The 14,828-nt window shown below is 62.9% G+C and carries 13 protein-coding genes, 1 tRNA gene and 1 pseudogene; 7 read left to right on the forward strand and 8 right to left on the reverse strand.

Features of this window, described 5'->3' with window-relative positions:
- Positions 1-30: 30 nt before the first annotated feature.
- The 3 genes from LZK98_RS09375 to LZK98_RS09385 form a co-directional block, all read right to left on the reverse strand.
- Entirely contained in the window at positions 31-954 is a 924-nt protein-coding gene (locus LZK98_RS09375; protein ID WP_233786274.1) for a HEPN domain-containing protein, read from the reverse strand.
- Positions 955-1,013: 59 nt separating this feature from the next.
- A complete protein-coding gene (locus LZK98_RS09380) occupies positions 1,014-1,238 on the reverse strand; it encodes a sigma factor-like helix-turn-helix DNA-binding protein (RefSeq protein ID WP_233786275.1) in 225 nt (74 codons plus the stop codon).
- Positions 1,239-1,302: 64 nt separating this feature from the next.
- Positions 1,303-3,036 carry a ParB/RepB/Spo0J family partition protein gene (locus LZK98_RS09385; protein ID WP_233786276.1) on the reverse strand — a complete coding sequence of 578 codons (1,734 nt, stop codon included), beginning with the start codon at positions 3,034-3,036 and terminating at the stop codon, positions 1,303-1,305.
- A 713-nt stretch (positions 3,037-3,749) separates the two neighbouring features.
- On the opposite strand from LZK98_RS09385, the gene LZK98_RS09390 reads away from it, so the two are divergent.
- The 4 genes from LZK98_RS09390 to LZK98_RS09405 are packed head-to-tail and all read left to right on the forward strand — an operon-like array spanning position 3,750 to position 8,497.
- Positions 3,750-4,508 carry a DNA adenine methylase gene (locus LZK98_RS09390; RefSeq protein WP_233786277.1) on the forward strand — a complete coding sequence of 253 codons (759 nt, stop codon included), beginning with the start codon at positions 3,750-3,752 and terminating at the stop codon, positions 4,506-4,508.
- 20 nt (positions 4,509-4,528) lie between these two features.
- On the forward strand, positions 4,529-5,734 hold the full coding sequence (locus LZK98_RS09395; RefSeq protein ID WP_233786278.1) for a metallophosphoesterase family protein: 1,206 nt from the start codon (positions 4,529-4,531) through the stop codon (positions 5,732-5,734).
- A complete protein-coding gene (locus LZK98_RS09400) occupies positions 5,727-7,577 on the forward strand; it encodes an ORC-CDC6 family AAA ATPase (protein WP_233786279.1) in 1,851 nt (616 codons plus the stop codon). Before LZK98_RS09395 ends, LZK98_RS09400 begins: the two co-directional genes overlap by 8 nt.
- Positions 7,574-8,497 (forward strand): hypothetical protein, encoded by a 924-nt coding sequence (locus tag LZK98_RS09405; protein WP_233786280.1) that lies wholly within the window; start codon positions 7,574-7,576, stop codon positions 8,495-8,497. Before LZK98_RS09400 ends, LZK98_RS09405 begins: the two co-directional genes overlap by 4 nt.
- A 115-nt stretch (positions 8,498-8,612) precedes the next feature.
- Here the strand turns inward: LZK98_RS09405 and LZK98_RS09410 are convergent, their stop codons facing one another.
- Complete coding sequence (locus tag LZK98_RS09410) at positions 8,613-9,869, reverse strand: tyrosine-type recombinase/integrase (RefSeq protein ID WP_233786281.1); 1,257 nt, start codon at positions 9,867-9,869, stop codon at positions 8,613-8,615.
- Between the two features lie 120 nt (positions 9,870-9,989).
- On the opposite strand from LZK98_RS09410, the gene LZK98_RS09415 reads away from it, so the two are divergent.
- The 3 genes from LZK98_RS09415 (at position 9,990) to LZK98_RS20690 (ending at position 10,914) form a co-directional block, all read left to right on the forward strand.
- A tRNA-OTHER gene (locus LZK98_RS09415) sits at positions 9,990-10,059 on the forward strand.
- Positions 10,060-10,199: 140 nt separating this feature from the next.
- Entirely contained in the window at positions 10,200-10,355 is a 156-nt protein-coding gene (locus tag LZK98_RS09420) for a glutathionylspermidine synthase family protein (protein WP_406694186.1), read from the forward strand.
- Positions 10,356-10,584: 229 nt separating this feature from the next.
- Positions 10,585-10,914 carry a potassium channel family protein gene (locus LZK98_RS20690; RefSeq protein ID WP_406694187.1) on the forward strand — a complete coding sequence of 110 codons (330 nt, stop codon included), beginning with the start codon at positions 10,585-10,587 and terminating at the stop codon, positions 10,912-10,914.
- Here LZK98_RS20690 and LZK98_RS09430 read toward each other — a convergent pair.
- The 4 genes and pseudogenes from LZK98_RS09430 to LZK98_RS09440 form a co-directional block, all read right to left on the reverse strand.
- Positions 10,811-11,249 (reverse strand): annotated as a pseudogene (locus tag LZK98_RS09430) (YaiI/YqxD family protein); the annotation flags it as partial. The gene LZK98_RS20690 and the pseudogene LZK98_RS09430 overlap by 104 nt on opposite strands.
- The gene (locus tag LZK98_RS09435; RefSeq protein ID WP_233786283.1) at positions 11,246-12,937 is read right to left on the reverse strand and encodes a DEAD/DEAH box helicase; all 1,692 of its coding nucleotides are present in this window, start codon (positions 12,935-12,937) and stop codon (positions 11,246-11,248) included. The pseudogene LZK98_RS09430 and the gene LZK98_RS09435, both read right to left, overlap by 4 nt.
- Positions 12,938-13,019: 82 nt before the next feature.
- Complete coding sequence (locus LZK98_RS20695) at positions 13,020-13,181, reverse strand: hypothetical protein (RefSeq protein ID WP_406694190.1); 162 nt, start codon at positions 13,179-13,181, stop codon at positions 13,020-13,022.
- A gap of 132 nt (positions 13,182-13,313) precedes the next feature.
- The gene (locus tag LZK98_RS09440) at positions 13,314-14,678 is read right to left on the reverse strand and encodes an MBL fold metallo-hydrolase (RefSeq protein ID WP_233786284.1); all 1,365 of its coding nucleotides are present in this window, start codon (positions 14,676-14,678) and stop codon (positions 13,314-13,316) included.
- Positions 14,679-14,828: the final 150 nt, after the last annotated feature.

A 14,828-nucleotide genomic window follows, 5' to 3' on the forward strand; every position in this document is an offset into this window, starting at 1 on the left:
GCGCCGGGCGCATCGCGCCCGGCGCCACGATCAGGCGGCCACGCTGGCCTCGAGCGCAGCGATACGCTCTTCGCAGATCACCTGCACCACGCGCCCGAGTTCTTCGACGCGCTCGCCGAGCCACGTCAGCTCCTCGACACTGATGCGGTAATGCTTGGAGTAGCGCGCCTTCACATAGGCTTCCTTGAGCTTCTCGAAGCGTGCGCGATCCATGCGGTTGTCGCGCGGCCAGGCATCGATCAGCCTTGGATCGATCCGCTCGGCCTGCGTGCGCAGGAAGCCGAGATTATGCACGTGCGGGGTGTAAAAGGTGCAGACCAGCAGCACGCAGTGGTAGAGCCGTTCGGCAGCTTGGTGGAGCTGAAACGCCGCGTTGTTCAGCCGACCTTGCGATAGATTAAAGCGGAAGTTGTCGTAGAATTCTCCCCCGCTCGGATACCAGTCGTCAAAATATTCCTTCGCCATCGCCAGTGCCTGCTGCGGCGTTTTGGGCTTGGGCTGGTGCAGCTCGGTACTGTCGCTCTCGTAAAGCGCGATGCCGTCGCGGGCGATATCCATGAAGAAATAGCGCCCGTGCGCGAGGCCATCGTTCACCTCCTGAAGCGTGTGAACGATGAAGTTGACCGGCGTCCGCAGCGTCCTGGTGATCGCCAGCTCGCGGTTGAGCCGGTCCTCGGCCGACGACCAGAACTCCACCCGGTCGGTGAGCTTCTCGTGATTGACGATGATGAGCAGGTCGAAGTCGGACTGGTAGCCCTTGGCGGTATGCGGCTCGTCGACCCAGCCGCCGCGCGCATAGCTGCCGTAGAGGATCACCTTGAGGATGCGTGCCTGCTTCTTCCAGTCGGACGTGGCGATCGCGGTCGCGTCGCCGAACTCCTCGAAGAGGATTTGCACGACGCGCTCCAGCTCGCGCTGCTTGGCTGGGGGCAGATGATCGACGCCGGTCTTCATCGTCTCAAACTCGCGCCTCGGGCCTGAAATGCCAAGTGGATATGTGAGAGACGGCGGGCCTAAAGCCCGCCGTCCTCCTCGGTGCACCGCATGATGTGCAGCATTGCGGCGGCCAAATGACGCTCGACTTCCCTGACCGTGATGCCGAGTTCGGCGGCGATCTGGTGATAGTCGAGGTCGCGATAGCGGTGCCGTTCGAACACTGCGCGGGGCAGTTCATCCATCGTATCCAGCGCCTGCGCGATCCGGCGCAGCACTTCGTGAAGCGGAAGGTCGTGGCCCATGACGTGGCTCCTTCGGGCAAGGACCGGCGGCGAGCAGCGTCGCCGCCGGTGCTCAAGGGACCCGTCACGCGGCCTCGCGGACCGGCTCGGCTTCGGGCTCTGGGACGATCAGGCTCGCCACCGCAGCGGAGCGATCGGCAGCACCGACGCCGCCACGCGGCGTATAGCTGCTGGCCGGAAAGCGCATCCAGCGCGGCACCCAACCCTCGACCTTGGTCCTGCCGTTGCGGCCCTCAATGCAGTCACGGATGATCGCCTTGAGGGTCTTGCCGGTCTCCTTGGCGTTGGCTTCGGCGACCTGCCTGCCCGCCAGTTCCTCGACCATCGCGAGCAGGACTTCGCGGTCGCGGATCAAGTCGAGCAGCGCGTCGTCGGCTTGCCAGACCGGCGCCATGTCCACCGCCAGATGCAGCCCGAGCACGTCCACCATGTCACTGCGCGCATGGAGCGTCTCGCCCATGACGATGGCGAGGATGTCGAGCACTTGGCGCTCGTCGAGGCGGACGAGCCTGACGAACAGCGACGCCAGCCAGTCGAGTTCGCCGCCGGTAATGGTCGACGTCTCGGGATCGAAGCCGAGCAGCGCCAGCATCTCGCGCCGCCGGGCGTCGAACGCCGCTTCGGAGGCGGAAGTCTCGACACTTTCGGTCACCGCGTCGCTACCGCAGCGCTGCTGCTCGACCTTTACGTTCCAGAGTGGCGAGCCCGCGATCATGTGCGCAACAGCGACTCGAAGCGCCACACCCGGCTCGTCGGCCAGCTTGGCGCGCACCGCCGCGTGGCGATGCAGGTCGACATAATCGTTGCCGGTGCCGGTGATCTCCGGCCGGATCGACTTCTCGACCACCTCGCCTTTCGCGAGCTTCCGCGCTTCCTTGAGGCTGATATAGCCCTCGTGGAAGGTAACGTCCCCGCGATGGGCCATGGCGATATAGACCTTGCCGCCTTTCCGCTTGGCCCGCCGCTCATGCTCCCATGTCTGGAATGGCTGCCCGGGCTCGAGGATGACGACCTCGCTCCATCCGGCCTCGCGATACGCCTCGGCCCGATCCTCGACGGCGGCGTTCTGCGCGACCCAGAACTGCTCGACATTGGCGAAGTAGCTATCCTCGCCGAACAGGTCGGCGACGATATCCCCGCCGAAGTCCGACAGCTCGAACAGCGCAACCTTCGTGGAAATCGACGCCCCGCCGAACAGCCACGCCTTGAGCTGCTGCCCGACCGGTGCCCGCGTCTCCGGATCGTCGGCAAGGGCCAGCCATTCGCGCTGCTTCGTCTTGGACGCCAAGGTCAGGTGCCGCACGGTGATGGCGTCGATCTTCTCGGACCGGTACAGATTGCGGATTCGCGGAAGCAGGTTGCCGAGCGCCAGCGTGCGCTTCACCTGCACCTCGGTCAGGCCGAAGGTGATGGCGATCGCCTCGGGGCTGCGGCCCTCGCGGACCAGCCGCGTGAACGTCTCCCAGCGGGTCATCTCGTCGGGATCGAGCCGGGCGATGTTCTCGATGAGCGATGCTTCCAGCGCCGCCGCATCATCGCCGGCTTCCATGATCGCGCAAGGCAGCTCGTCGATGCCGCCGCCTTCCTCCGCGACCGCGAGCGCCGCATGGTATCGCCGCTTGCCCGCCACGATCTCGTAGGCGTCGGTCGAGCCGTTCGTCCGCACGATCAGCGGCACCAGCACGCCCCGGGCGCGAACAGACGGCAGGATGTTGGTCAGGTCCGGCGCCTTCTTCGCTCCCCGCATGTTGACGGGCGAGACGCTGAGCTTCGCGATGTCGATATGCTTGAGTTCCATTGGTCCTACTCCTCTTCAAACACCGCACCGGCCCCGGAAAAGGGGGGTGGGCGGCAAGGAGCGGACCGGCAGTCCCGCATGAGCGGCGGGCTGCACCCGCAGGGCCGGAACGTGCGTGGAGGACCCGCGAAGCGGGTTGCGGCACGCCGCGGCGGGACTAGAGGGCAGCGACGCCCACCCCCCTTGGCCGCGGCCGGCAGGTAACGCCAGCGCGCCAGCGCTGTCCGCATGCCGGCGTTCCGCCGGCTCTCGCGTTAGTGATCGTCACCGCGCCAGCGGCCGAGACCCGCAGGGGCTCGGTGGAGCGAAGCGGAATAGAGCACGGTCGCGCCGGAGGCGCGAAACGCTCCCTCGGCGCTATAAGCGATCGACAGCTAGGCGCCGCAGTGTCGGTCATTCAGCGTGGAACTTGTCGTTCCCGGAAGCTGCCTTTTAAACATACCCTCGACGGCGGTGTCCGCATTGGCCCAGGCCATCCACCTATGCAGTTCGTGGCGCTTCGGATTAAATCTGCCTTGGCAGGGTGTGAGTTGAGAGGCACAGAGAGTTTTACGGTCGGACGCGCGAAAACTGACTGATAAAAGTGGCGTGCTGCCCGCTATACCGTTAATGCTGGAAGCTTGGTTCGTGAGGGGGGAACAGCGCTCGTGATCAGTGGCGCGAAAGTGCGCTCACCGCTGCGGTGGGCTGGAAGCAAGCGTAAGAGCCTTTCAGTGCTCCGGCGTTACATCCCTGCTGACATCACTACCTATATCGAGCCTTTCGCCGGATCAGCTTGCCTCGCGTTCACTCTCGACCATTGCGAGAAAATCTTGGGCGATATTAATCCGAGATTGATAGAATTCTACGAATATTTACGCGACGCGCCTGAGCAGCTGCACACCGCTTATAGCGCACTGCCCGGCGATCCCAACAATTACTACAAGGTCCGTGCTCAATACAATGCAAGCGCGCCTTCGCTCGATCGTGCAGCGCAATTCTTGTATCTTAATCGACATTGTTTCAACGGTATCTACCGGGTAAATTCAAAAGGTGCCTTTAATGTGCCTTGGGGCGGCGACAAGGTCGGCAAGCCACTCACCCGCGAGGAACTGGTAACGGCATCCAAGGTACTGGGATCCGCGCGACTAATCTGTGGCGACTTTGAGCGTGTCGTACTCGATAATATTAACGAGAATAGCTTTATTTATCTCGATCCACCCTATGCCTCGAATGAAATTCGTGTGTTCCGTGAATATCATGAGGAGAGTTTTGCTACCGATGACTGGGATCGCTTTGTAGAAGTACTGCGCAAAATCGACGAGGCGGGTGCACGTTTCCTGCTGAGCTATGCCGGGGCGCCGCTCATAGCCCGCTTTGGCGACTGGAATGTTGGGCACCTAGACGTTACGCGTAACGTCGGGGGCTTCCGCGCTACTCGGCGTAAACACCGCGAGTTCGTGGCGATGAATTTTGATCCCGCCGACGCATGAAAAAGCCCAAGTTGCTCCGAATGGCGGTGCTGACCGACATCCATGCCTTTTCCGGTGGTGAGGGCCCGGCCCCCTCTTGGATTAATTTGGCCGAGGACCAATCGAACGCGACCATCAACCCATTTGCGGGACTGCATGCCGAGATAGCCAAAGATGCGAGCATGCGCGCCGACGTTGTTATTTGTTGCGGTGACATGGGTGACAAGGCTTCGCCCGATGGCCAGCAGTACGTTTGGCAGGAAGTCAATAAACTTAAGGAGGCACTTGGTGCTAGTCAGGTGCTCGGCACAGCCGGGAATCACGACATGGATAGCCGATTCTCGAATTCGAAGTTCGACGCGCGGGGCCAACTTCAAGCTTTGCAACCGCTCTTTCCAGTCGCGCATAACGACCATTGGCTCGAATACTGGGCGCGCAATTACACTGTGGTAACGGTGGGCGCCGCGCGCTTCGTGCTGCTCAACTCCTCGGCCTATCATGGCTATCAGAAGGATAAGTCGCCCCCTGAATATTTACAGGGGCGGGTCAGCGATCGAACGCTCGACAGCTTGCTCGCGCGGCTCAAGGAAGATGGCAAGGCGGCAGCCAATATTCTTGTCTGTCACCATCATCCGCTGCGCAACGATCAGATCAAGGTTGAGGATTATTCGGAGATGCAGAATGGCGATCGCCTGATCAACACACTGATTGAGGCGAAGGCGGGGCCTTGGTTGATCATCCACGGCCATAAGCATCTTCCGCGGGTTCTCTATGCGCCGGGCGGCAATGTCGCGCCGACGATCTTTTCAGCAGGGAGCTTCTCGGCCAAGCTCTATCCCGAATATGGCGACAAAGCGCGCAACGAGTTCTACATCGTCGATTTGGAAATACCCGACACGATCGGCGCAGTCAGTAGCTTGCGCGGGTCGATTTCGACTTGGCAATGGACGTATGGGAATGGCTGGAACAAACCCAAGTCTGGCCACGGAATCGGCGTCGCCGCCGCGTTCGGGGCGCGGGTAGACGTGGCAGAGGAAGCGACCAAGCTTGCGACCACGCTCAAGGCCACCCATGCCGGGAGTTCGGTTACCTGGGAAGCGATTTGCGCAACTAATAAGGAGTTCAGACACCTCATTCCCGAGGATCTCGAGACCTTCCTCGACCACCTTAAATCTGATCACGGTCTTAAGCCGCTCTATGAGCCCGAGGGCGGACTAAGCCTCCTCCAAGTGCCCGCCAATGACTGAGGAGGTTACACACGCGCGCGCGTTCGAGGCATTCAATGCCCGCTTTCTAACATCGGAGGAAGTCGCGCGAACATTCATCCCGCCTCCGCAGTATGACCGACTGGTCGAAGTCGGACATAGTGTACTGCTCGGGCCACGCGGTAGCGGCAAGACGACCTTGCTCAAGATGCTGCAATTGCGCGCTCTCGCTGCCTGGCAGCATGACAAGGCAAGCGAAATCCGCCGCAATATCAGCTATCATGCGATCTTTCTCGGTACCGACGTTCTCTGGGGATCGCAGCTAGAAAGCCGCACCAAGGATATCGCAGACGAAGAAAAGCGCGCGCAAATCCGCAGAACCTCATTCCGCCTCCATCTCGCGCTCGCGTTCTTAAATGCGCTGGACGAATGCCGGGATCCCGCGCTAGCTAGTCATGCCGAGCTGTCTCGTTTCACGCATGCACTTAACGGCGATACTGAACGTGCCCTCGCGCGCAGTCTAGCTCAGCTCTGGCTAATGGATCCAGCTACCGACAGTCTGCTCGGTCTGCGCATTCACCTACGTACTCAGCTTTCCTTGCTGCTCTCGCTTACCAGCGAGCTGCGCAGAGATGCCACCACAGCGCTGCCGCAATTCGCAGACCTTGATCCGGTAGCTTCTCTCATTTCGGCGATCGACGTGACCAACCACGTTCTCGGTCAGCCGTCACGGCGCTGGGCTATCTTATGCGATGAGCTTGAGATTGCACCCGATATGGTTAGGCGTGAACTCTTCCAGCTGTTGCGTAGCACATCGCATAACGTCCTGTTTAAATTCTCGCTCTTCCCGTACTCTAGCGAACTCTCCACGCTGACTGGCCCAAATTCTCCATCGAGCGGCAATGATTATGCGGCGCTCGAGCTCTATTACGGGAGGCGCGAGGCGGCCTATCAGTTTTGCGAGGCGATGCTGCGCGGAATGGTAGCCGAAGCGGGTGGTCCGACCTTCCAAATTCCAGAGGAAGTGCTTGGCGATGGCTGGTTTGATGGGGGCCGAGTGCATCGCCGAACGAAGACATCGCCGTACGCGCCGCCGTCCGGTCAATTCTTCCTGCGCGCCAAACGGCTTGCGGGAATCGACCCCTCTTTCCAGCAATGGCTGAGGTCGATGCGTATCAATCTTCACAAGGTCCACGAGCTGAGCGACAGCGATCAAGCGCCCTATCGAAAGGCCTTGCCATACATCCTTACGCGCTCGGAGTTCCTGCGCTCTGGGGGTAAATTGCGTAGTCGAAAGGCCATGAGTCTTTATACCGGCGCCTACTCTTTGTTCTCTCTAACCGAGGGTAATCCGCGGATATTCATCAACCTCATGCGCCCACTGGTGCAAGAATATGCCGAAAAGCAGGGGACAGTGGGAAGTGATGTCGAAGCGGCGTCAGCCGACCTGACTATCCACCGGTTCCTCTCAAGCCTTTCAGCAATCCCGACCACCGGGCATGGCGACATTCGCTCGATCCTTCAGCTGATAAAGGTGATCGGCGACTTCTTTAGTGAGACGCAACTCGCGCCTAAATTCAGTTCCGAACCAGCTAGCACCTTCATTGTCGATGACGATGTTCCCGAGTCGATCATCGAGCTGGTTGGGCGCACGTTAAATGCAGGTGCTCTTGTGCACATGCCCGGGAATGCCGGAGATACTGTCCGCGAGTTACGCGGTGCCAGGCTGCGGCTCGCTTATACGCTGGCGCCCGAATATAAGCTTCCTCTAATGTCTGGCCGTTCGATCAATTTGAGCACGATCCTGCATCTCCACGGCGCGGCCCGCCGGCGCCAGCCGGAGACGATCCAGCAGGCCCGGCTACCGTTCGGGCTTGAAGAATGAGAACCGTCAGCATTGAGGCGATTGCCGCGCAGCGGTTCGACCTGGCGATCCTGACGTGCGGTTACGAGACGCGTGCCGCTTACTTGCGGAAGAGCATCGCGCTCGACGCCGCCGAACTTGTTGTCCTCGACTATCGCTGCGATACGATATTGAGCTACGATGAGAATAAGGCATTTTACGAGAGCCTGTCGAACCGCCGCTTCATCGATATCGACGATTCTCTGAGCGAGAAGTTGAGCACGGCACTTTCAAAGGCCGCGGCCGGAATCGATGCCGGCAACCGGCTGCGCATTCTCATTGATATTTCTTCTTGCTCGCGGAGCGTGATGGCCAAGCTGCTGCTTGCTATCGCCGAGACCTTGCCCGGAAGCGTCGAGTTGACCTGCGCCTACGCTCTATCAGCATTCGATAACCCGCCTGACGGCGAGTTGCCGAGCCATATCTCTGAGCCAGTCGTCGGTGACCTGTCTGGCTGGTCAGACGACCTTTCCAAACCACCTTGTGCTGTAATCGGGATGGGATTTGAACCTGGGCGTGCGCTCGGATGTATGGACTATCTCGAAATCCCCGAGGTTCGCCTTTTTATGCCTTACGGCGTCGATCAGCGGTTTGAGCAGGCGGTGCAAGAGGCTAACGCAGTGTTGATTGCCGAGGCCGGTACGCAGTCGGTGCTACCTTATCAAATTCTCGACCCTGCCGCGACGTATGAGAAGATGGAATCGCTGATCTACGGCCTACTGGCGCGGTTTCGGCCCGTTATCATTCCGCTTGGACCAAAGATCTTCGCTGCATTAGCAATGGTGCTTGCGGTGAGGATGCTCCCACGGATTTGCGTGTGGCGAACTTCATCGGGAACAATTGGCGGAATCTCAGACCGTACAGCCAATGGAGAAGTCGCGATTTTTACAACGGAGTTCTAGCGAGGACGCCCAGCGACACGACTTATAGGCGAAAGACTGCTTTTCGCATCAATCAGCCCAAAGTAACCAATCCGCAACAGGCCACTTTGCATCACAGTTTATCGAGATGTCTAATTCATCTCACAAGACGCAGCCCTGCAGGCTTGTGAACAATTCCATAGTCTCCCAGCCCTGATCGCACTGCATCCCGAACGTAGGACGGGCACAGATGCGCATAGTGTTTGCGCGTAATCCGCTCGTCGGCGTGTCCCAGCGCCTCCGCAATGACCGCCATCGGCACGCCAGCCATCGCCAGCCGAGACCCATAGGTGTGCCGAAGAATGTGGAAGCCGGCGGGCTCGACGCCAGCTGCGATGCAAGTCTCTCGCATCGGCCTGATCTGGTGCGATGTGCCCAGCTCTCGGCCATGCTGGTTGAGGAAGACAAGTTCATCGGTCCGCTTGCCCACGCAAAGGCTTCGGAAGAGCTGGATACCCTCGTCGCTCAAATGCACGAACCGCGGCCGCCCGCTCTTGGTATCGGGGAACGTCAGCGTCCCGGTCATCAGGTCCACGTCGCGCACACGCACCCTGTGGATCTCGGACCAACGCGCGCCGGTAAGCAGCGCGGCCTGCACAAGGGGCCGGAACCACTCCGGCGCATATTCGACCAGACGATGGATTTCGGGACCGGTGAAGTATCGGATGCGGGGCGCGCTGACCTTCGGATAGGGCTTGACCCGGCGCCAGGCGCTGTCGTCGGCTACCTTGCCCAGCGCGAACGCGCGATTGAGCGCAGCGCGAAGCGGCGTGAACGCCCGGTTGGCGTTCGCCCGCTGCACGCGCGCTGCGTCGTCGCGAAGCGGCCGCTCCTTCGCGACCCCCTTCTTGTTCGCGCGGTAGACCGAACGGCGCGCGGCGATCTTCTCCATGAACGCGCGCAAGCGCTCGGTGGTGAGATCGCTCACCTGCACATTCCTGAACTCGGGCCGCACGAGCCGATCAATGACATAGCGGGTCTTGTCGAGCGACTTGCCGGTGAAGTTCTCGATATAGTCGTCGAGCGCGTCCTCGACCGTGTAGCGCGGACGTCGCCGGCCGGCGTCGCGATCCAGCGCCTCGAACCAGTCCCGGGCCTTGGCCTGCGCGGCTGCAAAGCTCAGCACGTCCGATGTCTCGCCGTCGAACGCATCGTCCGCGGCGCCGAGAAGAAGCTGCTCGCGCGTTCCGTCGGCTGTCCGGTACTTGGCAATCCAGGTTCCGCCCTTGGATCCCTTGCGATAGCCGAGCGCCCTGCCGCGCGTCAGCGCGTGCCAATAGGGCGCGTGGCGCATCGGGAGCAGCGCTCGCGCGCTCCTGCTGTCGAGCCGTTGGTTGCGAACGATACGCGCCATGGCGGGCCTCGCGAACTTACTGCAAAATTACTGCAGAACCGTAGCAGAAAGCCGGTGGACGCGGAAGGACTACTTTACGATAAGTAGCTGATTTTGCACGGATACATACCCGTCCATTTGGACCCCAAAACCCCTGGGGGGCCGTGCTCTCACGGCGAAAACACGGGTTCGAGTCCCGTAGGGGTCACCAATACCGCCATAAGCCTTTGGCATGGCATGATAAATCTTTCATCGCAGCGCGCCCGTTCGATTGGGTCTTACAATCGTATCGCATAGCGGAGGCTGGTCGCGGCCATCCGTCGGCCGGCACAAGCAGCGGCAGCTGCATCGCTGCATGCACCTGCAAACGCGGAGGGCGACCCCAAGCTTTTCGAGTTCAATTGCGATACGCCGACATCGATGCTCGAGGCCGCGGTGATCCAATGGGATTGGAGGAGGCGGTGTTCCCCGAGTTCACCTAGTTCAACAGCCTGCATGAAAAGCTGATCGGACGCTGGGCGGAAATCCGTGCGCGGCTTCTCGATCAGCGGGCCTGGTTCACCCATACGGCCGATCCGTCGCACGCCGTTGCGCGATCGGCGGGTGAGTATCGCCAGGGACTGACCAAGTATCAGCAACTCTATCCGTTGCGTGACTTCGGCAAGCGGCGACCGATACGCTCAAGGAACTGGCACTTGCCTATGCAGCATTGCTGCTGATCTTCACGTTCCTGTTCATGGCGATTGAAGGGCACAACTTCGCCGACAGTCTCTATTGGGCGGGGACCGCCGCGACGTCCACAGGCTATGGCGACATCAGCCCCAAGTCGACAGCGGGAGAAATGCTTGCGCTTGCCTTGATGCACCTCTCCATCTTTGGAGTCGTGCCACTGATCGTCGTGCGTTTGATCGAGCGACTGAATCAGGATCGCGATGCATTCACGCATGAAGAACAAGTGCGGATACCAATACTTCGTCCAATGCTTGCAGGAAGCGTGATCGATCCGTCTTTGAGAAGGGAGGTGGGCCGCCCACTTGCTCGATCCCCGCACGCAGGTCGGCCATGATCGCACGCGTCGCGATGGCGGCGCCGATGGAATTGGCGGTGAATGGTTTCCCGGTCGGAGCCAGCACCGTCGCTCCGGCCTTCAGGCAGCGGTCGGCGAGCAGGATGTCGGCCGTGATCACCACCGTCCCGGCGTCGGCGGTTTCGGCGATCCAGTTGTCCGCTGCGTCGAATCCGCTGTCGACGACCTTGCGGCCGACCAGCGGATGATCGGGCAGGCGCAGATAGCTGTTGCTGACGATGATCACCGGCACGTCGCGGCGAAACGCGACCTTAGATTTCCTCCTTCACCGGACAGGCGTCGGCGTCGACCAGGATGCGGAGCGGATCGCTCACCGCCGTGGCGCGCCCTTGCGATATGGCTTGGCATGATGGCGCGGTGCCGGCCGGTTGGGCCCGTTGCGCTGTGGCCGCGCGCCTTGCACCGGACCCGTCGACGGCTCGATGCGCACGTCGTCGTCCCCCTGGGCGGTGCGAGCGACCGCCGCCTGGAATTTCGCCGCGATCGCGCGCGGGATCTGGAATGCGGTTTCGTTGGGGCCGATGCGGATCGCGCCGACCTCGTTCTTGGTGATGTGGCCTCGGCGGCACAGCAGCGGCAGGATCCAGCGCGGATCGGCGTTCTGCCGGCGGCCGATATCCATGCGGAACCATACTACATCGTCGAAGCCGGGCCGATGTCGTTCCTGTTGCGCGGCGCGCCTCGCTTCCGGCGTCGCTTCGATCAACTCCTCGGGCTGAGGCATCGCCGCGCGGTGCGCGCGGACGAGGGCGGCCGCGATGTCCTCGGGGCTTTTCGCCTGCAGCAACCGCTCGGCGAGCGCGCGGTCCTCGTCGTCCACCTCCACCGGCTCGAGCAGTGCGGCGATCAGCCGTTCGCGGTCGCTCGCGCGGATATCCTCGGGCGTCGGCGCGTTGATCCACTCGACGTTGATCCGTGCGCCGCGCAGCATCGCCTCGACGCGGCGGCGGCGGGGATAGGGGACGATCAGCACGGCCGTGCCCTTCTTGCCTGCGCGTCCGGTGCGTCCCGAACGATGCTGGAGCGTCTCGGCGTCGCGGGGCAGCTCGACATGGATGACGAGGCTCAGCGTCGGCAGGTCGATCCCGCGTGCCGCGACATCGGTGGCGACGCATACGCGGGCGCGGCGATCGCGGAGCGCCTGCAGCGCCGCGTTGCGCTCGTTCTGGCTGTGCTCCCCCGACAGGGCAACGGCGGCGAAGCCGCGCTCCACCAGGCTCGCGTGCAGGTGCCGCACGTTGTCGCGCGTGGCGCAGAACAGCATCGCCGTCTCCGCCTCATGAAGGCGCAGCAGGTTGATCACCGCATGCTCGATGTCCGACGGCGAGACCGTCACCGCCTGATAGGCGATATCGCCATGCCCGCGATCCTCGCCGACGGTCGAGATGCGCAGCGCGTCGCGTTGGTAGCGCCGCGCGAGCGCCACGATCGGCTTGGGCATCGTCGCCGAGAACAGCAGGGTGCGGCGATCGGCAGGCGTCGCGTCCAGGATCTCCTCCAGGTCCTCGCGAAACCCCATGTCGAGCATCTCGTCGGCTTCGTCGAGCACCGCGGCGCGCAGGGCGGAAAGGTCGAGCGCGCCGCGCTCCAGATGGTCGCGCAGCCGGCCGGGGGTCCCCACCACGATATGCGCGCCATGGCCGAGCTGGCGGCGCTCCTTCGCGGCGTCCATCCCGCCGACGCAGGTCGCAATGCGCGCACCGGTGGCGCCGTAGAGCCAGGACAGCTCGCGGCTGACCTGCAGCGCCAGCTCGCGCGTGGGCGCGATGATCAGCGCGAGCGGCTCGCGCGTGGGGATGATGCCGCCGTCCGCACCCAGCAGCTCTCCGGTCATGGCAAGGCCGAAGGCGACGGTCTTGCCCGACCCGGTCTGTGCGGAGACGATCAGGTCGCGCCCCAGCGCCTGCTCCTCCAGCACGGCGGCCTGGACAGGGGTAGGGGAAGCATAGCCGCGCTCGGCAAGCGCCTGGACGAGAGGCTGGGGAAGGTTGGAAAACTGCATGATCGCTCGGGAGATGGGTGGTCGCCGCCGCGCTACAAGGACAAAGCCCGGCACGCGAGCACATTGCTAGGCCATCGGCGCCTCATTGCGCGTCGACGGGGTCCTGTTCGGCAGGCGGAGACGAGCGATCGATCAGGATCTCCTCGGCTCGTGCACGCGCGGCCGCCTCTTCACGCGTGCGCGCGTCGAGCTTGCCGAAGATCGAAGAAACGTGGTGGTCGACGGTCTTGGCGAAGACGAACAGCCGTTCGCCGGTCTCCTTGTTGGTCCAGCCCTTCGTTGCCTGCTATCGCCGCTGCCTTGTCTCGTCCATTTCGTTAAATGAACATGCTTCGAGGGTCGCCGCCGAAGCGGTTCGCGGTCCGATCCCGTGTCGTCAATCGACCCCGCGATCCGGCGCGATCATGCGCCCGACGCCCCCGCGATCGTTGCGGGCGACGCGGGCAAGCTCGAGGGCGCGGTCGAGATCGGCCGGCGTGCCGCTCCGCCCATGCACGCCGACGATCGTTCGCACCGGCAGCTTTTCCCGCGCGATGAACGCCGAGAGCTCCTGGCCGGTCGCGAACGCGGCGGGGACGGTGCCACGCTCGGGCAGGTAGAACAGGTCGCCCTGGAACAGCGTGCCCGATCCCGGATCGAAGCCCACCAGCATCGTGCCGGAATGGCTGCTCGCGATCGGATCGATGCGAACCGGGCGCCCGCCGAGGTCGAGCGTCGTCCTGGTCGTGACCTCATGCATCCGCGCCGGCGTCCGGTCCCCGAACTGCCGCCGCAGCGCCGCGCTGCCGCCGGCGCCGACGAAGATCTCGGCGTCGGCATAGACGGGCAGGCCGGCGACATGGTCGCGATGGACGTGTGAGAGGACGACATGGGTCACCTTGCGCCCCGGCGCGGTCTGCTCGATCAGCGCGCGGACCGTCTGCGCTTCCTCGGGGCTGACCGAGGGATCGAACAGCACGATGCCGCGGCTGCCGACCACGAAGCCGGCATGATAGCCCGAGCCGGCCCCATCGATGCGGTAGGCACCGCTGCCGAGCGCGGTGGCGCGCAGCGGTCCCGCCGGCGTTGCGGGACGATAGGCGGAATCGATGGTCAGTAGCGACCGGTCTTCCGGCCGGGCCGGACGAGTGATGATCGTATCCCAGCGCGCGACAAGATGGCCATCGCGCGTATAGGCGACCTGGCTCGGCCCATAGCGATAACGCTCGGCGCCGATCTGCGCCTCAGTCAGCGCGCCCGCCGTAGTATCGAGGCTCAGCGTGACCGGACGGCCGGCGCGATCGGTGAAGCGCACTTCACCCGCATTGGTCTCATGCTTGGCCGCAAGCGCATCGCACGCCGCCAGGCCCGGCACGAGCATCCGGAGATCGGCGCCGTCCTTGATCGAGCTTGCCGCATCGTCGCGCTGCAGGACGTCGCCGTCCCGCCAACCGAGCTCGTCGACGGTCGACTCGCCTTCCGCCGTGCCGACGGTGCGGTAGCGGAACTCGATCTGGCCGGGATAAACGGTCGAGGTGCGCAGCAGGAAGTTATCGCCCGGCAGCAGCAGCATCGATTGGCGTGCGTCGATCGTCGTGACCGGCTCGCCGGGATCGTAGCCCTGCTCGGGCGTGAACCGGCTGCCGGCGAGATCGACGAGCACCCCCTGCTCGACCGGGCGGCATAACGCCGCGAGCGATTCGTCCGCAGCGCCGCTTCCGCCGAAGCTCAGGATGCCCAGGGTCGCGAGCAGTGGCAGCATCATTCTCTCCTAGCCGGTAGGGCAGTGTCGTCGGGGTTTTGAACGCGAACTTCCCTGGTCGATTCAGCGTAGAGCGCCGGCAGCCGCTATGCACCCGTTTCATTCCTTCACGGAAGGGTCCAAGAACTTCGAAGGCAGACCCATTCAGCG

Origin of the sequence: Sphingomonas cannabina, from assembly GCF_021391395.1 — a bacterium.
GTDB classification, from domain to species: Bacteria; Pseudomonadota; Alphaproteobacteria; order Sphingomonadales; family Sphingomonadaceae; genus Sphingomonas; species Sphingomonas cannabina.

What these genes read in the sequence shown, in the direction of transcription:
- LZK98_RS09375 (WP_233786274.1), bottom strand. Translation starts at nt 954, where the DNA reads ATGAAGACCGGCGTCGATCATCTGCCCCCAGCCAAGCAGCGCGAGCTG.
- LZK98_RS09380 (WP_233786275.1), bottom strand. Translation starts at nt 1,238, where the DNA reads ATGGGCCACGACCTTCCGCTTCACGAAGTGCTGCGCCGGATCGCGCAG.
- LZK98_RS09385 (WP_233786276.1), bottom strand. Translation starts at nt 3,036, where the DNA reads ATGGAACTCAAGCATATCGACATCGCGAAGCTCAGCGTCTCGCCCGTC.
- LZK98_RS09395 (WP_233786278.1), top strand. Translation starts at nt 4,529, where the DNA reads ATGGCGGTGCTGACCGACATCCATGCCTTTTCCGGTGGTGAGGGCCCG.
- LZK98_RS09400 (WP_233786279.1), top strand. Translation starts at nt 5,727, where the DNA reads ATGACTGAGGAGGTTACACACGCGCGCGCGTTCGAGGCATTCAATGCC.
- LZK98_RS09405 (WP_233786280.1), top strand. Translation starts at nt 7,574, where the DNA reads ATGAGAACCGTCAGCATTGAGGCGATTGCCGCGCAGCGGTTCGACCTG.
- LZK98_RS09410 (WP_233786281.1), bottom strand. Translation starts at nt 9,869, where the DNA reads ATGGCGCGTATCGTTCGCAACCAACGGCTCGACAGCAGGAGCGCGCGA.
- LZK98_RS20690 (WP_406694187.1), top strand. Translation starts at nt 10,585, where the DNA reads ATGGCGATTGAAGGGCACAACTTCGCCGACAGTCTCTATTGGGCGGGG.
- LZK98_RS09435 (WP_233786283.1), bottom strand. Translation starts at nt 12,937, where the DNA reads ATGCAGTTTTCCAACCTTCCCCAGCCTCTCGTCCAGGCGCTTGCCGAG.
- LZK98_RS09440 (WP_233786284.1), bottom strand. Translation starts at nt 14,678, where the DNA reads ATGCTGCCACTGCTCGCGACCCTGGGCATCCTGAGCTTCGGCGGAAGC.